The organism is Endozoicomonas sp. ALD068 (assembly GCF_049310145.1).
Lineage (GTDB): Bacteria > Pseudomonadota > Gammaproteobacteria > Pseudomonadales > Endozoicomonadaceae > Endozoicomonas_A.
Map to the genome: position 1 here is coordinate 5,256,226 of NZ_JBLYNU010000004.1, position 20,072 is coordinate 5,276,297.

General features: G+C 48.5%; 20 protein-coding genes. 6 read left to right on the forward strand and 14 right to left on the reverse strand.

What is annotated here, in order from left to right; genetic code table 11:
- From ACO6V5_RS19400 to ACO6V5_RS19430, 7 genes are all read right to left on the reverse strand, one after another.
- The gene (locus ACO6V5_RS19400) at positions 1-342 is read right to left on the reverse strand and encodes a hypothetical protein (RefSeq protein ID WP_422136145.1); all 342 of its coding nucleotides are present in this window, start codon (positions 340-342) and stop codon (positions 1-3) included.
- Positions 343-352: 10 nt separating this feature from the next.
- On the reverse strand, positions 353-934 hold the full coding sequence (locus ACO6V5_RS19405; RefSeq protein ID WP_422136144.1) for a hypothetical protein: 582 nt from the start codon (positions 932-934) through the stop codon (positions 353-355).
- On the reverse strand, positions 924-1,538 hold the full coding sequence (locus ACO6V5_RS19410) for an NUDIX domain-containing protein (protein ID WP_422410108.1): 615 nt from the start codon (positions 1,536-1,538) through the stop codon (positions 924-926). Before ACO6V5_RS19410 ends, ACO6V5_RS19405 begins: the two co-directional genes overlap by 11 nt.
- Before the next feature lie 8 nt (positions 1,539-1,546).
- On the reverse strand, positions 1,547-2,110 hold the full coding sequence (locus ACO6V5_RS19415; protein WP_422136142.1) for an adenylyltransferase/cytidyltransferase family protein: 564 nt from the start codon (positions 2,108-2,110) through the stop codon (positions 1,547-1,549).
- Positions 2,107-2,979, reverse strand: coding sequence for an endonuclease/exonuclease/phosphatase family protein (locus ACO6V5_RS19420; protein ID WP_422410106.1), 873 nt, complete (start codon positions 2,977-2,979; stop codon positions 2,107-2,109). Before ACO6V5_RS19420 ends, ACO6V5_RS19415 begins: the two co-directional genes overlap by 4 nt.
- 65 nt (positions 2,980-3,044) lie before the next feature.
- Entirely contained in the window at positions 3,045-3,740 is a 696-nt protein-coding gene (locus tag ACO6V5_RS19425) for a thiol:disulfide interchange protein DsbA/DsbL (protein ID WP_422136140.1), read from the reverse strand.
- 318 nt (positions 3,741-4,058) lie between these two features.
- Positions 4,059-4,667, reverse strand: a complete 609-nt coding sequence (locus tag ACO6V5_RS19430) for a c-type cytochrome (protein ID WP_422410104.1) — start codon at positions 4,665-4,667, stop codon at positions 4,059-4,061.
- A 437-nt stretch (positions 4,668-5,104) separates the two neighbouring features.
- Between ACO6V5_RS19430 and yihA the strand changes: the two genes are divergently transcribed.
- Positions 5,105-5,728 carry a ribosome biogenesis GTP-binding protein YihA/YsxC gene (gene yihA / locus ACO6V5_RS19435; RefSeq protein WP_422136138.1) on the forward strand — a complete coding sequence of 208 codons (624 nt, stop codon included), beginning with the start codon at positions 5,105-5,107 and terminating at the stop codon, positions 5,726-5,728.
- A gap of 709 nt (positions 5,729-6,437) precedes the next feature.
- Here yihA and polA read toward each other — a convergent pair.
- A complete protein-coding gene (gene polA / locus ACO6V5_RS19440; RefSeq protein ID WP_422410102.1) occupies positions 6,438-9,176 on the reverse strand; it encodes a DNA polymerase I in 2,739 nt (912 codons plus the stop codon).
- A 158-nt stretch (positions 9,177-9,334) separates the two neighbouring features.
- On the opposite strand from polA, the gene ACO6V5_RS19445 reads away from it, so the two are divergent.
- The 5 genes from ACO6V5_RS19445 (at position 9,335) to znuB (ending at position 13,959) form a co-directional block, all read left to right on the forward strand.
- The gene (locus tag ACO6V5_RS19445) at positions 9,335-9,745 is read left to right on the forward strand and encodes a DUF2782 domain-containing protein (RefSeq protein ID WP_422136136.1); all 411 of its coding nucleotides are present in this window, start codon (positions 9,335-9,337) and stop codon (positions 9,743-9,745) included.
- 172 nt (positions 9,746-9,917) lie between these two features.
- Positions 9,918-11,615: a C2H2-type zinc finger protein gene (locus tag ACO6V5_RS19450; RefSeq protein ID WP_422410099.1), complete on the forward strand. Its 1,698-nt coding sequence runs from the start codon at positions 9,918-9,920 to the stop codon at positions 11,613-11,615.
- Positions 11,616-11,844: 229 nt separating this feature from the next.
- Complete coding sequence (locus tag ACO6V5_RS19455; protein WP_422136134.1) at positions 11,845-12,330, forward strand: Fur family transcriptional regulator; 486 nt, start codon at positions 11,845-11,847, stop codon at positions 12,328-12,330.
- A gap of 74 nt (positions 12,331-12,404) precedes the next feature.
- The gene (gene znuC / locus ACO6V5_RS19460) at positions 12,405-13,184 is read left to right on the forward strand and encodes a zinc ABC transporter ATP-binding protein ZnuC (RefSeq protein ID WP_422137055.1); all 780 of its coding nucleotides are present in this window, start codon (positions 12,405-12,407) and stop codon (positions 13,182-13,184) included.
- Positions 13,177-13,959, forward strand: coding sequence for a zinc ABC transporter permease subunit ZnuB (znuB, locus tag ACO6V5_RS19465; protein ID WP_422136133.1), 783 nt, complete (start codon positions 13,177-13,179; stop codon positions 13,957-13,959). The genes znuC and znuB overlap by 8 nt, the downstream gene beginning before the upstream one ends.
- A 42-nt stretch (positions 13,960-14,001) precedes the next feature.
- Here znuB and ACO6V5_RS19470 read toward each other — a convergent pair whose 3' ends face one another.
- From ACO6V5_RS19470 to ACO6V5_RS19495, 6 genes are all read right to left on the reverse strand, one after another.
- Positions 14,002-14,664 carry an SCO family protein gene (locus ACO6V5_RS19470; protein ID WP_422136132.1) on the reverse strand — a complete coding sequence of 221 codons (663 nt, stop codon included), beginning with the start codon at positions 14,662-14,664 and terminating at the stop codon, positions 14,002-14,004.
- A 92-nt stretch (positions 14,665-14,756) separates the two neighbouring features.
- Positions 14,757-15,674 carry a heme o synthase gene (gene cyoE, locus ACO6V5_RS19475; RefSeq protein WP_422136131.1) on the reverse strand — a complete coding sequence of 306 codons (918 nt, stop codon included), beginning with the start codon at positions 15,672-15,674 and terminating at the stop codon, positions 14,757-14,759.
- Positions 15,671-16,756 (reverse strand): COX15/CtaA family protein, encoded by a 1,086-nt coding sequence (locus ACO6V5_RS19480; protein WP_422136130.1) that lies wholly within the window; start codon positions 16,754-16,756, stop codon positions 15,671-15,673. The genes cyoE and ACO6V5_RS19480 overlap by 4 nt, the downstream gene beginning before the upstream one ends.
- A gap of 16 nt (positions 16,757-16,772) precedes the next feature.
- Complete coding sequence (locus tag ACO6V5_RS19485; protein WP_422410095.1) at positions 16,773-17,378, reverse strand: SCO family protein; 606 nt, start codon at positions 17,376-17,378, stop codon at positions 16,773-16,775.
- A gap of 27 nt (positions 17,379-17,405) precedes the next feature.
- Positions 17,406-18,614: a diacylglycerol/lipid kinase family protein gene (locus ACO6V5_RS19490; RefSeq protein ID WP_422410093.1), complete on the reverse strand. Its 1,209-nt coding sequence runs from the start codon at positions 18,612-18,614 to the stop codon at positions 17,406-17,408.
- 194 nt (positions 18,615-18,808) lie between these two features.
- A complete protein-coding gene (locus tag ACO6V5_RS19495) occupies positions 18,809-19,987 on the reverse strand; it encodes a diacylglycerol/lipid kinase family protein (protein WP_422136127.1) in 1,179 nt (392 codons plus the stop codon).
- Positions 19,988-20,072: the final 85 nt, after the last annotated feature.

The following is a 20,072-nucleotide window of genomic DNA, read 5'->3' on the forward strand; positions in this document are numbered from 1 at the left end:
CTAGAAGATCTCATCGTCGCCATCAATCAGATGGGTCGTATCATCCTGATCACGTAACTCTTCACGATACCGGCGTCGGTTCAGTAGTTTATTCTGTACCGGATCTGGCAGCTCGGTAAACTGAATGATCTGCTTATCAATGAGCAGGTCGATCAAATCTTCAAGTACCCGGATAAAATCGGCATCCGCCGCCTGCATGACCTTGCCACCGATGGTCGGGTTTCGTTGCAGGAAGTTATGGACGGCTTCATCTTCCAGATTGACGATTTCCCAATCGTCAGTCAGCGGCTGGTCAGCAACCGCCTGAATTTCACCTTTCTCATCTTTGAGTGCGTATAGCATCCTGCTGCTCCTAAATACGCCGGTTGATAGGTAAAGACTCTAGCAAATCGGATATCAAACCCCGGCTGATATCAAACAGATCGTCACCCTGCAAGCCTTCACTGGCACCGTTTATATCCCAGATCACTTCACCACTGCGGATATCAATAACCGTCAGTCCCATAGAAACATTGGGCCTGCCACTGTCATCGTAGTACCACTCGAAAATCTCACCGGCAATTGCAAAGCTGATATCATTTTGCATAGCCCACTGTTTGCCATTCTGATAGCGATGAGCCGCTTCCAGCGATTTTGAGGCAGTCGTCACTTCTGACTCAGGATACAAGCGGGCTTCTTCAATACCCCGTGAAGGCAAATTAACCATCAGTATTCTTTCTACCTGAGTAGTGATACTGGAGTCTTCGCTGTGATTGATAAAAGGCAGGACAGCCCAGTTAGCGGTACCTGGCAGACCTTCACGATACAAACCTGAGGAAGCGGCCGTACCGCCCAGACCACCCGAGTTATTAAAACCTGTGTACTGACAGCCTGTCAGAGCCAGCACTGCAGTTAAAATCAGTATTAAAAATCCGGGCCTGGCTTCATTGAACATAATCTTTAAGTTCTCCATGGTTCAACCTTAACCATTGCAGGGCAACGATAGCCGGAGCGTTGGAAATACGACCATCTTCAACCATCTGCCAGGCATCTTCTACTGCCAACACATGCACTCTGATATCTTCACCTTCTTCCGCCAGCCCGTAAACCCCACCTGCCGATGAGGCATCAACAATGCCGCAATAGAGCATGAAACGTTCATTGGTTGCGCCGGGGCTGACGTAAAAATTGGATACCGGTAAAAGATGCTTCACTTCACAATCGGCTTCTTCTTTCACTTCACGAATGGCAACCGATTCCAGAGATTCTCCCGGCTCGGATATGCCTGCAACAATTTCCAGCAACCAGGGGTCATCATCGCTCATCAGAGGGCCTATGCGAAACTGTTCGACCAGTACGACTTTTTCCAGAACAGGGTCATAGAGAAGTACACCCACAGATGGCACTCGCAAAACCGCTTCCCGAACCAGTGTCTTACTCCACCCCCCCTGAAAAAGGGCATGCCTGACTTTATATCGGCATAGCTTCAGAAATCCAGACCAGACTCGCTCTTCACTTTCAACATGAGCGTCTTCGACTCCCAGACCAGATAATTTCATGGCACACCTTATTGATATAAATGATGCTGAAGAATGTAATCATGAACCGAAGGCAAGAGCAAAGCAGCCACGGCTTCCTTGTTGTTATCGTCAGAACTTCCTGAAACTAACAGCTCTCTTACCTGAGTGCTTCGAATATTCTGTCGTTCCAGTGCAGTAAAGACCTGCCAGCGTTGTTCAATCTCTTCAGACCGATAGAAGCGTTTCCAGATCCGGGGATCGGCATTATCGGGCCCTCTGATAAAACCCAGCTGATCCCTGGGGTATTTCTGCTCCAGGAGTTCCAACAAATCAAAGGTATATACCGGTTTTTCGGGATTATCTGCCAGCATTTTCTGCTCAATGTCTGAGACTTCTATCTGACATTGAGGCAGTTGTACCGCATTCACCAGCTGCTGGCACATGGCCACCCGATGATGAAACGGTAACATCGACTTGGAAAAAGCATGGGCAGCATTGGGCACCAGCAATATCAGGTCAAACTGCTGTCGGGCCTGTTCCAATACATCCAGATGCCCCAACGTCGGCGGATTAAAAGCAGAACCCAAAACTCCTATTTTCCTGGCGGTCATGATGTTGTTTCCAAAATGACACTCTTCGGTACTTCCACTTCGACTGCGATGGGCAGATGATCTGAAATTGGCAGATTCAGTACACCGACCTGATGCACTGTCAGGGAAGGACTGACCAGAATATGATCCAGTGAACGACTGGGACGCCAGCTGGGAAAAGTGTTCAGTTCTGAGTGAACAGCCTGCAAGTCAGTATCTTTCAGGGGTGAGTTGTTTAGCAGTTGTTCAGCGTGGGTATTCATATCGCCCATCAGGATCACATGATTGTAAGTTCTGACCAGATCCCTGATATAAGAAAGCTGATTATTTCTGGCCCTCTGGCTGAGAGCCAGATGCATCATCGCCACAACTAAAGGATCCCCCTGGTCACCAAACTGGGCAACGATAGCTCCCCGTCCGGGAATCAATCCGGGCAGTTTATGATCCTCAAGAATGATGGGTTTGTATCGGCTCAGCAATCCGTTACTGTGCTGCGCCAGTTTTCCGAGATTCCGATTCAACTGGTGATACCAATAGGGAAACTGGCATTTCAGGGCAAGGTATTCGGTTTGATTGATAAAGCCACTTCTGAGGCTGCCACCATCGGCTTCCTGAAGAGCTACCAGATCAAAATCAGGGAGGGCGGCAGCAATCTGATCCAGTGTTCTTGCGCGTCTGGAATGAGGCAACAGATGTTGCCAGCTGCGAGTCAGATAGTGACGAAATTGCTGGGTGTTGATGCCTACCTGGATATTAAAACTCAGTAGACGAATGTGTCCGGGCTTTTGTGATCGGGGGTTATAGACCAGCTCACTGCAGTGAACAGATCTCGGAGCTCTGTCCCTCTTCAAGCGAGAAGACAAGGCCCCCTTCAAAGCTCTAATCGGCATCAGTTAAACCTGAATTCTGGATGCTGGTCAGCCCGGCATCCATTTTGTCGAAGAGGTCAAAATGTTCAGCTTTTTGCCTTTGACTCTTCCTTAACCTTAGGCTTTAGCTGGGCTGCACGCTCATCACGCACTTTCTTGATCAGGAAGTCAGCAATAACGGGCATGTTTTCCAACCCAACTCTGGGCTCAATTACATATCGGCCATCGACTACCAAAGCTGGAACACCATTGAGATGATAACCTCTGATTTTTGCCCCCCCCTGATTCATCAGGTTAAGAACTCCGAAGGAATTATAGAAGCTTGCAAACTGCTTGGAATTAATGCCGTAGCGCTCCTGAAGAAAATTACTCATAGTTTTTACGTCGCCAAGACGGTTATTTCTATTCTGGATTTCAACAAAAATACTTTTGTGTATCTCGTTCAGTTTTTTCTCTTCAGGTATCATGGTTTCCAAGGTGTAGTAAAGCTGGGCATGGGTTTTCCAGATGTTTGGACCAAAGAAACCGGGCGTACGAAGAACGCGGGTGTCTTTTTCCAGAGAAGGCTTCCAACGCTCAACAATGGGTTCCAGAGTGTAGCAGTGTGGGCAGCCATACCAGAAGACTTCAGCCACTTCGATCTGGCCTTTCTTCACTGAAGTCTGAACCGGATCAGGCAGTACCCGATAGTCCTGACCTTCCTTATATTTGTCTTGCACAGCAGCCTGCGCCATTAATGGCAAAACCAGAGCCAACCATAAAAATTTCAGTTGTTTTGGCATCTAAAAACACTCCAAGGCTTTTATAATGATCTATCAGAGTGACAAGTTAACAGAAGTCTGGGCAGTGAGTCCAAGCAGAGGTAACCCTCTCTGTTATCCTATCGTATCGATCAGGAAAGATAAGGTATTTTCAAGGCAAATTCTTGTTGAATGTCGGACTATTGATAAAAAAATTTTTACGTTAAAAAGCCCATACAAAGAAAAATTTTTCTACCTTTCTTCCAATCATAAAAAAACGGTTTACAACTTATCATTGCAAACCGTTTTTTGTGCTTACGGCTGAATCGCCAGACATCAGTTCTGCTCAACCGGCCGCCGCTATTGCCGCAGACCACTGATGTAACTCGACAGAGCGTCTACTTCTTTGTTGCTCAGTTTTTCAGCGATGCTTCTCATCACTTTGGTATCACCGTCATTAACACGCTCACCTTCTCGGAAATCACGCAACTGCTTGGCGGTGTATTGAGCGTGTTGACCACTGATTTTCGGGAAGCCTGCCAGGGAATTACCCTGACCCGTTGGAGAATGACAGGCTGCACAAGCAGGAATGCCTTTCTTCTGATCACCAAAGCGGTACAGCTGTTCACCCAGCCCCACCTGTTGAGGATCGGCTATCCCCTTTGGCGCAGGCTGGCCCGCATAGAAAGCAGCAATATCTTCGATATCCTGTTCTGTAAGCTGCCCTACAAAAGGCGCCATTTCCGGAACATTGCGGTTACCGGCTTTAATGTCTGAAATCTGTTTAACCAGATAGCGTTCGCCCTGTCCTGCCAGATTGGGGAAATTGGGCGCCAGGCTTACACCTGTTGCTCCATGGCAGGCGGTACAGGTTGCCACTTTGGCTTTTCCAGCATTTGCATCCCCCTTCGCAAATGCCACACCTGATACCCCCAAGGACACTACCAGACCGAAAATAACTTTTTTCATTAACCTGACCCAGCTACGGCACTTGCCATGAGTGACTGTTATTATCCCAACCCTTCCAGTCAGCTGCTCAGCGTCTGATTGTAAAGGCGGAGACCCCTCTGTCTTTACAAACATCCTCTTTATTCAGCTACTTTTTTCGACCTGTGCTCGGCCTCTATTCTGAAAAAGCTGGATTAAAATGGCTGCATATGCCTCAAAACGATGGCCATTATATACCTTAATGCTATTTTCCGATAGGTCGTTGAGCCCAGTAAATTCGCCAGTGTTCAGACAAACTGTTTTTTTTGGGGGCATTTAGCCTGCGACCAGCGGTTGCCAATTGTCGGCAAATACTTCGCGGCTATTCCATTTGCCCCACAAGTCAAGCAAAATTGCGCCAACTTTTCATTTCTATAGCGAAACTCCCGGACCAGGGAGCTTCCTGACAGGTCTGACACATGAGTGAAACCAGAACCGGTTTAAATTATCGCAAGGCCAAATTTCTGACCAGCGCTCCCAAGCTGAAACTGTGCCCGCCCGACAATGGCAGGGAAGTTGCCTTTGCTGGTCGCTCCAATGCAGGTAAATCCAGTGCGCTGAATACCCTGACGGGCTCAAAAATTGCCCGTACCAGTAAAACTCCCGGGCGCACCCAACTGATCAACTACTTCAATATCGAAGAGAGCATCCATCTGGTTGATCTTCCCGGTTACGGCTACGCCAAAGTACCGGAAGCTGTGAAAATCGAATGGCAAAAACATCTTGATGATTATTTAACCAACCGGGAATCTCTGGTGGGTCTCGTACTGTTGGTTGATATCCGCCACTCTCTGAAGGAATTTGACCGAATGATGCTCCAGTGGAGCATTGAATCCAGAATGCCACTGCATATTCTTTTAACCAAAAGTGACAAATTGAAGTCCGGTGTCGCAAAACAGGCCCTGAACAACCTGAAAAGAGAACTCTCGGAATATCCGCAAATTTCGATACAACTTTTTTCTGCCCTTAAGAAAACCGGTGTTGATCAACTGGCACAACGTCTGGATACCTGGTTGCTGTTGGATGACGAAGCGCTGGAATAAAAAAAGCTCCAGCCAACGGGGGAAGATGGCTGGAGCGCCAAGCTCCTTGACAAGGAGAGATCAAACACACAGATTGCAGCGAGAGAAAAGGGAGGGGAATTTCTCTCACATCGGACTATCGACCCGAACAGAAACCTTACAGTTGTAACTCCAGCTTCCAAACGAGACTCGTCCAATGCCTGACGCTCTTCGAGGCAAAAAAAAACCAGTTACCAAAGGGGGGGCGGTAACTGGTTCATTGCAGGCTCAGTCGGGGAACACAGCACTGCTTTAAATACCAACACTAAACACACACAACATACACACAACATACACACAACATACACACAACATACACACAACATACACACAACATACACACAAGGACTTGGTAACAAGGTTTTGCCTCGCTATACAACTTTTGACAACTGAATTTTTAAAAAGTTCCCGATAGATGAAAATATTTTTGATTTTTTTTCTGACAGGTCATCAGGCAAAAAAAACCGGCTACCAAGGGGGGAGGTAACCGGTTCCTCGCAGACTGTGTCGGGAAACACAGCGTTGCTTTTATTGCCAACACTAAACACACAAGGAGTTTGCAGAAAGGCTTTTCGCCTCCCTACATATACTGAGACAATCAAAATTCAAAAAAGTTCCCGAAGATGTGAAAAAAATAATATTTTTTTCACATCTTCAAATCTTTCGTGGAAACATTACCCTCATTGATGCATCAGTGAGCTTCATCCCAGTTGTATCCGGAGCCCGCTTCTACCACCAGGGGAACCTTCAGGTCTGCAGCCTGGGACATTTTTTCCACAACACCGGCTTTTACGATCTCCAGCTGATCCTCTGCTACTTCCAGCACCAGCTCATCGTGGACTTGCATAACCATTCTGGCATCCAGTTCACTCCCTGAAAGCCACTGATCCACATGAGCCATCGCTCTTTTTATGATATCTGCCGCCGTTCCCTGCATGGGGGCGTTGATCGCAGTCCGCTCCGCTGCCTGACGACGCATACCATTGCGAGCATTGATTTCGGGAAGGTAGAGCCTGCGTCCAAACAAGGTCTCAACATACCCTTTTTCTTTGGCAGACTCTCTGGTTCGGTCCATGTAATGAAGCACACCAGGGTAACGATCGAAATAAAGGTTGATGTACTCTTGTGCTGACTTTCTGGAAATACCCAACTGTTTGGCCAGTCCGAAAGAAGACATTCCGTAGATTAGACCAAAATTAATCGCCTTGGCACTTCTGCGCTGCTCTGAAGTGACCTCATCCAGCGCAACGCCGAAGACTTCCGCAGCTGTGGCTTTGTGAATATCCAGACCCTGCGCAAAGGCTTCCAACAAACCGGCGTCATCAGAAAGATGAGCCATGATTCTCAGCTCTATCTGTGAGTAGTCAGCAGCAATCAATTGATAGCCTTCAGGAGCGACAAAGGCCTGGCGAACCTTGCGTCCTTCCTCGGTACGAATAGGAATGTTCTGAAGGTTAGGATCAGAGGAGGACAAACGACCGGTTGCTGTCACCGCCTGATGATAAGAAGTATGAATTCGCCCAGTGGCCGGATTGATCATCTGGGGCAGCTTATCGGTGTAAGTCGACTTCAACTTGCTAAGGCCACGATGTTCAATCAGAAGTTTTGGCAGGGGATAATCCAGTGCCAGCTCCTGAAGCACTTCTTCAGCGGTGGAAGCTTGCCCCTTCGGTGTTTTCTTGATGACCGGCAGACCCAGCTTCTCAAACAGAATCGCCTGCAATTGTTTGGGAGACGCCAGGTTGAAAGGCTCTCCCGCTGCATCATGAGCCTGCTTTTCAAGCTCATGTAGACGCTCGCCAATCTCCATACTCTGCTGCGCCAGCAGGTGGCCATTAACTCGGGCTCCCTGCCTTTCCATCCGCGACATAACAGCTACCAGGGGCATTTCTATATCACGAAATACAGAGTACAGAGACGGCTCATGCTCCAGTTGAGGGGCAATCGTTTCATGCAGTCTCAGGGTAATGTCGGCATCTTCCGCCGCGTAGGGCGCCGCTATTTCAAGATCAATCTGGTTGAAAGTGAGCTGCTTTTTACCTTTGCCTGCAATCTCTTCAAAAGAGATGCATTGATGGTCGAGGTACTTCTGAGCCAGGCTATCCATATCATGGCGGGTAGCGGTTGAGTTCAGCACATAGGACTCAAGCATGGTATCCCAATGGATACCTTCCAGACTGATATCATAGTTAGCCAGCACACTTTTATCGTATTTCAGGTTCTGGCCTACTTTTTTCTTTTCAGGATTCTCCAGTAGCGGTTTTAGCTGCTCCAGCACCCAGTTTCTATCCAGCTGACCGGGTGCGCCAACATAGTCGTGGGCCACCGGAACGTAGGCGGCCTTACCCGCTTCTACAGCGAAAGAGAGTCCAACCAGTTCTGCTTCCATATAATTCAGACTGGTGGTTTCGGTATCAAAAGAAAACAGCTCCGAGTCATTCAATATTTTCTGCCAGCGGCCAAAAGTCTCTTGATCGAGAACCGTCTCATATTCAGCGTGTACAGCTGGCTTGGCCGACCCAGTTTCTGCGCCTCCGTCCATGTCTTTTTCCAGTTCAGCGATCATGGAACGGAATTCATACTCTTTATAGAGAGTCAGCAAAGCATTTTTATCTACCGGTTCCGCTTTCAGGTCCTCAATTGCAACAGGCAGCTGGACATCGGTTTTGATAGTGGCCAGATCCCGGGAAAGCCACACAAGATCCTGGTGCTCTTCAAACTTGGGAGCAAAATTTTTGCTGCCCCTGAAGCCCAGGGCAGGGACTTCATCCAGACGTTTGGCAATCTCGTCAATACTGCCAATCCCCTGTAACAGAGCCAAAGCGGTTTTCTGACCAACCCCGGGCATGCCGGGAATATTGTCACTGGAGTCACCCATCAGGGCGAGATAATCAATAATCAGGTGCGCTGGAATACCAAACTTGTCCACAACGCCATCCAGATCAGTACGGGTATCGTTCATGGTGTCGATCAAAGTGACATGCTCAGAAACCAATTGCGCAATATCCTTGTCACCGGTTGAGATGACGGTAGCAATTTTTTTCTCAGTGGCTTCTCTTGCCAGAGTGCCAATGACATCGTCTGCTTCCACACCCTCAATCATCAACAACGGCATACCCAGGGCTCGAACCATTTCGTGAATCGGTTGGACCTGTGAGCGCAGATCGTCCGGCATAGGCTTGCGGGTTGCCTTGTACTCCTCGTACAGATCATGCCGGAAGTTTTTCCCCTTGGCATCAAAGACGACCGCTACAGGACTGCCCGGATACTCCTTAAGCAGACTCTTCAGCATGTTCGTCATCACACGGATAGCACCTGTTGGACGACCGTCTGATGTTCTCAGGTTCGCTCGTTCTGAAGCATGGAAAGCCCGATAGAGGTAAGAAGATCCATCTACGAGCACAAGGGGCGGATTGGCTTGGTCTGACATTGCTGAATTGATCTCTGGTTAAAGAGACTGTCGCAAAAGTAGCATTCAGACATTTATATAACTGAACACCATCGGCTACAGCCTCCCAAATATTGGAGTAGACTGCTATTTTAATCTCTTTTTGCAAACGGACACATGGTTATTACTTGGGGCACGCTATGAAATCAGTAACAGGTTCAATGGCTTTTGCTGCAATCATGTCTTTATTTCTTCTCGGCTGTGCCAACTCTCCACCGTCATCCAACCCGACAGAAGCTGCTCTGGAAAAGCCTCCCAAAGTCGTTCAACCTGAATCGACAACGATCAGCAAGGAAGATTTTGAAAAAATTCCTAAAAACCTGCGTCCGGAAGATCTTGAGCAAAGGGATGACACTACCGTAGTCATTCGTCCCGGCAGCCAAGGAATCATAAAGGAATACCGAATTAATGGCTTTCTTTACGGGATCCATGTCACCCCCGAGTTTGGCGAACCTTACTATCTGGTCGCAGCGGATCATATGGGTAACTTTATAGATCCCACCAAACCCGAAATGCTGATTCCATCCTGGACTATTTTTAAATGGGAGTAGATGGCTGAGCCTTTACTCTCAGTGGGTGCGGGATTCCCGTCAGGCTGCTACCTGTTCACGATTTTGCAATGATTTCTGCTTAAAACGCCTCACTATCACCAAGATTGTCTAACCTGAGTTTTCAACTTACATTCAAAGGAAAACTCGAACATTGCAAGCTGTAAAAAAATTCTTGCTGATTTGGATCGCGGCCTTCAGCAAAGTCAGCTCAAATTGCTACAGCATGGACGAATATCTTGCCTTTTTTATGGCGCACGGCAGAACACTTTTGACCACCCAACAACTTTTTGTTGAGGTCACATCCACGCAAGCAATATACCTCAAAGAAGCGAATGTCCTTCCATTCTCTGACACACATTGCATAACTACGAAAATCCAGGGAGAACAGCTGTGTTTCGGGAACAAGGATCCAGCCCGTGTCCGGCTCCAGCCCACCAAAAGCATCAAGCTCGGACTATCTCCCCAGAGTATTTCACAACTGAAATTCAACGCATCACTCCCATCATCAACTTCAGTGTCCCTTGCCGGGCAGAGTGTATTCCCTGAGTTTGACTCGGGGACTGAAGCTTACAAACAGGGCAGATGGCCGAAGTTATTTCGCAGCTACTGGGAATGCACAGATGGGCCGGTACGTGAGGGTAAACAGGACGGAGAGGATGAAACTATCGAGTGGTATGTCTTTGAAGAGAGTGGGAATGAGCCTGATGACTCCAATGATGCAAATATTCGATATGAAGAGCCAGCTCACGAGGAGACACCCTTAAAGCCTGATACCCGCTACTGCCTGCCGCTCTGTTCCGATGATCAAAGCCAAATAAGCAGAGCCTCGCCCGGTGATGGAAACAGTGAAGGAGCGACAGGCAATGAAGGCCAATCAAGTCCTGAGAATACCAAGAATCAGGAAAATGAGGATGAAGGCACGAGCGAAGACACATCAGAAAACGCGGAGACAGAAGAAAACCATCATGAAGATATCGAGCCTTGCCGAACTTGTGGTGAATCATTTTGTGAGCACCCCGAATTCTACTTTGATACCCCTACAAAAGCCAATTTCCCCGAAGCCGCCTCAGAAACAGCAAAGCCCCATACCTGCATCGCTCCAGACTGCAATCGCCGGTTCACTTCTGTTTCCAACCGAAATGCCCACGCTCGCAGGATGCATGGCAGGGAAAAGCCTCATGCCTGCACCGATTCAGACTGTAATCGTCAGTTCGCTTCTATTTCCAACCGTAACGCCCACGTTCTCAGGAAGCATACTGAGGTAAAACTCTATCCCTGCACCGATCCTTACTGTAATCGCCGGTTCGCTGTTATTTGCGACCGCAATGCCCACATTCGTAGGATACATGCCAGGGAAAAGCCTCATCTCTGCACCTATCCAGACTGTAATCACCGGTTCGCTTCTGCAACGGAGCGTGATAGACATATTCGCAGGATGCATACTATGGAAAAACCCTATGCCTGCAGCAATCCAAACTGTGGTCGCCGGTTCATTTCCAATTCCGACTGCAACATGCACTTTCGCAGAATGCATAATAGGGAAAAGCCCCATGCCTGCATCGATCCAGGCTGTGATCGTCGATTCGCTTTTATTTGCGACCGTGATGCCCACATTCTCAGGGTGCATGCCAGTGAAAAGCCTTATGCCTGTAATGAGCAAGACTGTGATCGCCAGTTCGTTACTGCAACCGAGCGTGATACCCACACTCGCAGTAAACATACTATGGAAAAGCCCTATGCCTGTGACAAACCAGACTGTAATCGCCGGTTTGCTTCTTCTGCCAGCCTTAATGCCCACGGTCGCAGGATGCATAGCGAGGAGCCAAAACGCAAACGCCAGAGAATTGAAAATCAGGGTGATCGGAAGTAAATAAAATGACTATGATGTAACAGCCGTTAAGGAACGATTCCTCACAATAATCGGATAAAGCTACACTTCGAAGGGCTTTCTCTGCATCAAGGAATACATCGAGAATCAGGATCAGCCCGTCAGCTCTGACGAAATTGACCTCCCGCCCGGTTCGAAATGAATACTCTTTCGATTATGGATAGAAGTTTGGTTATAATATAACATCGTTCACCAACTACCTTTCATTGTCATGATCAGTGTCCACCAGCATCACGACCATCATGTGTGTATATCAGAAGCCTTGCAGGAGGCTCGTATACTCTGTCAACAGAGGGGAGTCAGGCTGACCCATCTCCGTGAGAAAGTACTGGAACTGGTCTGGCAGAGCCATCAACCCGTTGGAGCCTATGAGATTCTTGCCCAACTGACGAAGCAGGAAGAGCGGGTAGCTCAACCCCCCACAGTTTATCGCGCCCTGGACTTCTTGTTGGAGCAGGGCCTGGTTCACCGTCTCTCCTCTCTTAACGCTTTTATTGGCTGCCCGCATCCCGGCATAAAACATAACAGCTGTTTTCTTATCTGCGAGAAGTGCCGCGTGACACAGGAAATCGATCATCAGGCCATTAACCAGTCGATTAGCTCCTGTGCCTCTGATCAGGGATTCAAGATCGTTGACACTGCGATTGAACTCACAGGTTTGTGCTCAAGCTGCCAGAAATTCCAAGAGTCATTATGAGTTCAGACCAAGCCTCTGCCTGTAAAAAAACGTCTGGCCATAAAACAGTAACCACAAAGGATCTGAATGCCCCTATGTCTGAAGAGACGTTAATCAGATTGAACAACATCCATGTTGCGTTTCGCGAACGAGAAGTCGTTTCCGATATTTCTCTGGACGTAAAAGCGGGTGAAATCGTGACCCTGATAGGACCGAACGGGGCCGGTAAAACGACACTGGTCAGAGTTGTTCTGGGCCTGCAGACACCTGATTCCGGTAGCCGGACCATGAAAGAAGGCCTGCGTATCGGCTATATGCCACAAAAATTACATGTTGACGAAAGCATGCCCCTGAGCGTTAAACGCTTTCTTTCCCTGACCGGACAATCAGGAAAACAGATTCGTTCGGCACTGGCAAGAACCGGAGTAACCCACGTCATCAACTCACCGGTTCATTCGCTTTCAGGCGGAGAGCTTCAGAGAACATTGTTAGCCCGGGCACTGCTCAACAAACCTCATCTTCTGGTGCTCGATGAGCCGGTTCAGGGAGTAGACGTCAATGGTCAGAAAGAGCTTTATCACCTGATCACCGAACTCAGAAATGGCAATAACCCTGAGCTGAAAGACGGCTGCTCTGTCTTAATGGTCTCCCATGACCTTCATCTTGTGATGGCCTCAACAGATCGGGTCATTTGCCTTAACCAGCACCTCTGTTGCTCAGGTCACCCTCATCAGGTTCGTCAACACCCGGCCTATCTGAAACTTTTTGGTGGAGAGTCCGAGGAACTGGCTGTTTACGCTCACCACCATGACCACGAACATACTGTTGATGGTCATATCATTCACAAGAAAAACACCGGGAGCACTCATGTCTGAACTGCTCCTTACCGCACTGCTGGCAGGATCAGGGGTTGCTATAGTGGCAGGGCCTCTGGGTTGTTTTGTCGTCTGGAGAAAGATGGCCTACTTTGGCGATACCCTCTCTCATTCGGCACTGCTGGGCGTAGCCCTGGGGCTGCTGCTCGATGTTGATCTTAATCTGGCCATTGTAGTGTGCTCGCTGTTTCTTGCGGTTCTCCTGGTCTCGCTGCAGGAACAACAAAAAATGGCGTCCGATACACTCCTGGGGATTCTTGCCCATAGCAGCCTTTCTCTGGGTCTTGTTGCGATCAGTTTTTCCGAGAACGTCCGGATCGACATGATGTCCTACCTGTTTGGAGACATTCTGGCAACCTCACCCACAGACCTGTTCTGGATATACGGCGGCGGCGCACTGGTTCTCATCACTCTGGCCCTGCTGTGGCGACCTCTTCTGGCCATGACTATTCATGCAGAGTTGGCCCAGGTTGAAGGTTTTCCGGTGCGAAGAACCAAACTGATTCTGACCCTGCTGATGGCCCTTGTGATTGCTGTGGCTATGAAAATTGTTGGTGTGCTTTTGATCACTTCACTGATGATTATTCCGGCCGCAACAGCCCAGAGGTTTTCCCGAACACCGGAACAGATGGCTATCATCGCTGGCATCATTGGCCTGTTGAGCGTGGCAGGAGGATTGACTGCATCCTGGCAACTGGATACACCGTCAGGACCTTCCGTTGTCGTCTGTAGCTTCCTGATTTTTGTTTTGGGTTTGAGCTTCAAACGCAGCTGATCGACGGGCCAGTCTTTCTGGCCCCGAAGCCTGATAACCGAGTTATTCCTGATAAAGCTCATCAACACCCACCATTACCCGTGTCAGTTTTTCTGAATCCAGAGGCGGGCGGATAAAGCCGTGGTAGTCCCCCTTTGGATTGATGATGACCAGGTTAGCGCCATGATCCACCAGATAGTATTCATCTTCCGGATCGATGACCGGTGTGTAGGGGATGTTCATTTGCACGGCCAGGTTATGGATAGCTTTCTGGGAGCCCGTCACACCCACAAAATCAGGGTTAAAATGTGGGACATAGCCATTAAGCTTCTCTACTGTGTCCCTGCGTGGATCTACTGTCACCATGAAATAATGCATTTTCTTTGCCATTTCAGGGTTATCGTTCTTCAACAGCTTATCCATCTGGTTCAACTGACCCAGCGTAGTAGGGCAGATGTCCGGACAGAAGGTGTAACCAAAGTACACCAGGGACCATTTGCCTTCGAGATTGGCTTGGGTAAAAGGTTGCCCCTTGTTATCCACCATACCCTTCATTTCAAAGGTGCGTGGCTTGTCGAAAACCACTGTACCCATTCGCTGTAACTCTTCCAGTGTCAACGATGGCTTGTTTGTGTACTTGTAGAACGTCAGACCCATAATGACCGCAACAATGGCCACCAGAATCAATACTGTTTTATTCACGTTGTTTCTGATCCCAGATTCCATGGACAATCCTCTGGAGCCCTAAGCTCATAAAAAAAGCCCTCGGCTCGTATACAGCTCGAAAAAAACTGTGGCTGCTTTCAAGCCTATGCCTGTTAAAGCCACAAATAGAACGTGTAATGATCCACCAGCAATACCACGAAGAGCAACATCAAATAGGTAATGGAATACTTGAACGTCTTGATGGCGGCATGGGGCCTGCTTTCTCGCAACAGAGCAATAGCCCAGTAAAGAAAGCGCCCCCCGAGAATCAATGCACCCGCCAGATAAACAGTACCACTCATGCCAGTCAGGAAAGGCAGAACACTGACCAGAATCATGATCACTGTATACAGCAAAATATGCAGTTTGGTGTATGCCTCTCCATGAGTCACCGGCAACATGGGAATGTCCGCCCTGGCATATTCAGCTTTGCGATGAATAGCCAAAGCCCAGAAGTGAGGAGGCGTCCAGGCGAAAATAATCAAGACCAGCAGCAGGGCGTGTCCTTCAAAGTGTCCGGTCACTGCCGTCCATCCCAGCAGGGGAGGGGAGGCACCGGCAATCCCGCCAATGACAATATTCTGTGGAGTAGCACGCTTTAAAATCAGAGTGTAAATCACGGCATAACCCATCAGTGAGGCCAGTGTCAGCCAGGCGGTCAAAGGGTTGACCAGAAACACCAGAATCCCTATGCCCAGCACACCCAGAGTAAAGGCAAACAACAAAGCCTGAAGTGGCTCAACACGCCCTGTGGCTACCGGTCTCTTGTGGGTTCTGGCCATAACCGCATCAATCTGTCGATCGACCACATGATTGATCACCGCAGCGGAAGCGGCCGAGAGAGCAATGCCCAGATTACCAAACAGCAGAATATCCAGGGGCACCATGCCCGGCGTTGCCAGGCACATACCAATCACTACCGTCAGAACCATCAGGGCGACCACCCTGGGTTTGGTCAGCTCAAGATAATCACGCCAGTGAGCGGATTCCTGCAGGGATGCACTACTGCTCTTTTGAATGACCTTACTCATGATTGAACCTCACTGAATCCTTCAGATATGTTCATACGGAAGTTGAGAGCCACCAGTGTCAACAGCAAAGCAGCACCTCCCAGATTATGAGCCACTGCCACTGAAAGTGGCAGGCTGCCCAGGATGTTACTGACCCCCAAAATGACCTGTACCAGCAGAGCCAGAAGCATCAAAGTGGCCAGCACTCTCAGGCTGTTTCGGTTATTAGACAACTGTGTATTACTATATCGAAGTACCTGTACAAAAAGGAACAGCAGAAACACCGTAGTCACAAGTGCCCCTAATCGGTGTAAAAGATGTATAGCAGTCCGGGCTTCAGAGTCCATTTTTCCACCCAGATAATTCGGACCAATAGACTGGCTGACATTCAAACCGTCGGCAAAATCAGCCTCAGGCAGCCATTGCCCCTGACACATAGGAAAATCAGGACAGGCCAGGGCGGCGTAGTTGGAGCTGGTCCAGCCTCCCAGTGTGATCTGTAAAATCAACACCAGCAGTCCGACAGCGGCTAAGCCTCGCAGCCGATCTCTCTGGCCAGAGGAGGGGAGTTTTGGCCAAACCAATCCGGATAAACGAAGGGTCAGTAAAAACAACAAACTAAAGGTAGCAAAGCCACCCAGAAGATGAGCGGTCACCACCTGGGGCCAGAGCTTTAATGTCACAGTCCACATGCCGAAAGCCGCCTGCAGAATAATCAGCCCCAGAATCAATAAAGGCAGTTTTAATGGCTGTCCCGGCTCTTTCCGGTTCCGGACGGCCTGAATGGCGATCATCAAAACCAGCAGCAGCAGGGAGCCTGCGACATACCGATGCACCATTTCAGCCCAGCCTTTGTCGACCTCTACCGGGGCATGGGGAAAGAGTGTTTCCGCTATGGCTATTTCCTGCGCTGTTTCAGGTACTGTCAGGAAGCCATAACAACCTGGCCAGTCAGGACAACCCAGTCCTGCGTGAACCAGTCGTGTATAAGCCCCTAACCCGACAACCACAGCGGCCAGCAAGGTTGCAAACAGGGAGAGATAAAAACCCGTTCTCTGTCGTTTTGTCTGGCTTCTTGTTTTTTTAATAGACGCTGTCGTCATAGAACACCTTTCAATGTCAGCCGATGTTTGATGCTTTAAGCAACTTCCTTAAGTCTTTTAATAAATCTCCACCGTACTGCCCTGGCTGATACTTCATCATGATATTCCCCAGGGGGTCAACGATGTAAAAGCCATTGGTTGGCCATTCTCTTTTTTCACCCGGGTTTTTACCCAGAGCGTTCAACACCGATTCTTTACGACTGCCTAACCAGATCAGATCAGGGTGTTCGCTGAGTAAACGCTTGTTTAATTCAGGATTCGATGAGGACGAAATGAACAGCCGAACGACCCGGTCACTGTCTCTACCCAGCGCCAGATGCGCCTGACGGGTTTGATAGAGCGCTTCCTGACAGGCCTGATCAGAACAGGCATCGTCACCAAACACCAGAACCCCCCAACGTCCCTCCAGCCCTTGCAGATCAAACATTTCATTATTTTTCTCAAGCGTCATACTCTGGAAGCTGGCAGGGGGTAACAACAGTTCACCTTTGTTCGTACGACCATCCGGCACAAACTGTGTTCCAAAGAAATAAAAGTACCAAGCCAAACCCATTGCCAGAGATGGCATGAGAATAACCAGAGCCAGTTGCCAGCGACTTTTTGTTTTCTTTACTCTTTTCATTCTTATAATACCCGGTTGATTAGATAGTCACATTTCTGCACTCAAAATATAAAAGGAATCCGGATCATCCCCGGCCCCGTCAAGGTCCATGAGGGCATAACCGAGTTCTCCATATTCGGGAGGTCTCATAAACCGGAACGCTGACGACAACCAGGTTATTTGTGCCGGTGTTTGCAGTGAAATATCACCATCGACCTGAATAGACAGCGGTGTCTCATCCTGATGTTGAATGCCCAGTTGAGTAAAAACAAGCTCCCGTTGACCTGACCACTTGCGTAATTTCTGCATATTCGTCCGAGTCAGACCTGACCAATTGAGTAATCTCTCCATAGTCATCTGAATAAGTGTCCAAATGGGATGCGTCCTCTGATGACTATAAAGCAGCTTTCCCCGCGTACAGATCGGGAGCATGTAATTAAAAAGGGCGATTCCACCTCCGAACGTTGGCCCTGTACTTGCGGCCAGAAAATTCAATGGAATATTGAACCTGCCATTATCAGTAGTGCACCTGACTATGGGTGTATTCCATCTCATGGCTGAACTGATGGCTAACATTGCAGAGGCCATACTTCTGGGTGAGTATCTGAGCAGTCGGCTTGGTCGCTCACCACTGTTGTGATCGTCTTTCTTTTTTTTCATCTGGGTCACCATACCCAGATCAAACTCGCTCACTGCCAGAACCGTTTTCTTCTCGCAACTGCCTCTTTCACAACCTTCAATTTTGTAGGCACCAAAGCGCATAGGAGTGCCATATACCAATGTCCGAAGGGCATGCATCGGTTTACCCAATCGGAGTGTATTCGCAATGTCGTTTCCCTTACCCGCCGGTATAACACCGATAACAACTTGTGGTTTACCTTCAAGACCCTGAACCACCTCGTGGATAGTGCCATCGCCACCAACAGCAACAATCAATAACTGATCTTCCTGATCGTGTTGCACCTGTTGCCAGTCCAGATATGCCTGCATTGCCAGTTCCGTTGCATGACCCGCATGTTCTGTAAAAAAAACGTTATATGTCGCTTGTACCGCAGCTGCAGCCTGGTCTTGTGAGCCGACTGCTGTATAGTGCTGGTCGACCGCTTCTTCAATTCTGTCCCAGACCCTCCAACCTTTACCATTATTACTGGCAGGATTGACGATAAAGCAGGCGTGACGAATCGTTGCAAATCCATATACAGGAATAAGAAACACAAAAAGCAGCAGGACATATAAATAAAAAACTCGACTACTCACAGTAAACCATCCCCTTTTCTGTCAGTCACGGATACCTGTTTTTGTTGGCATTGATCCGGGCCTGGCGGTGGTAATTGCCATAGATACAAACCCAGCCATTAAAAACCATTGGATAGCTTAGCTGAGGTTTTTCTGAGAAACAGTCTGATAGCCACACTGAAAATTTAAATGGAACCCTGCTTTTTCCTGGCTCTTTAATCCTCCACTTCATCGAGATACATCAGGGCATGACCGAGTTCTCCATGTTCGGGAGGTCTCATAAACTGGAACAACCCCCTCAGCCAGGTTATTTGTGCGGGTGTTTGCAGTAAAATATCACCATCGACCTGAATAGACAGAGGTGTCTCAACCTCGTTTTCAATATTCAGTTGAGTAAAGCAAAGCCGCTGCATACCTGGCCAGTGGAATAATCTCCCAATGGTCATCTTGATAAGTCTCCAAATGAGGTGCGTGCTTGTCTCCATGTTAATCTGAATAAGTGTCCAAACAGGATGAGTCCTGTGCTGATTATAAAGCAGCTCTCCAAAGAATCTGGACGGTCCCATATCGTTATAAAGGGTAAGCCCGCCTCCTACCGTCGGCCCTGTCCCTGCTGCCAGAAAATTCAAGGGGATATCATGATAGCTTCCACGATCAAAACGACACCTGACATTGGGTGTATTCCATCTCATTGCTGAACTGAAGGCTAACATTGGATAGGCCATACTTCTTGGTGAATATCTAAGCAGTCGGCTTGGTCGCTCACCACTGTCGTGTTCATCTTTCTTTTTTTTCATCTGGGTCATCACACCCAGCTCAAACTCATTCACTGCCAGAACCGTTTTCTTCTCGCAACTGCCTCTTTCACAACCTTCAATTTTGTAGGCACCAAAAGGCATAGGAGTGCCATAAACCAATGTCCGAAGGGCATGCATCGGTTTACCCAATCGGAGTGTTTTCGCAATGTCGTTTCCCTTACCCGCTGGTATAACACCAATAACAACTTGTGGTTGACCTTCAAGACCCTGAACCACCTCATGGACAGTGCCATCGCCACCAACAGCAACAATCAGTAACTGATCTTCCTGATCATGTTGCCCCTGCTGCCAGTCCAGATATGCCTGCATTGCCAGTTCCGTTGCATGACCCGCATGTTCTGTAAAAAAAACGTTATATGTCGCTTGTAGCGCAGCTGCAGCCTGGTCTTGTGAGCCAACTGCTGTGTAGTGCTGGTCGACCGCTTCTTCAATTCTGTCCCAAACCCTCCAACCTTTACCATTATTACTGGCAGGATTGACGATAAAGCAGGCATGGCGAATCGCTGCAAATCCGTTTACAGGAATAAGAAATACAAAAAGCAGCAGAACATATGAATAAAAAACTCGACTATTCACAGTAAACCATCCCCTTTCTGTCGGTCACGGGTAACTGTTTTTGTTGGCTCTGTCCGGGCCCGACTGAGGCATTTACCGAAGATAC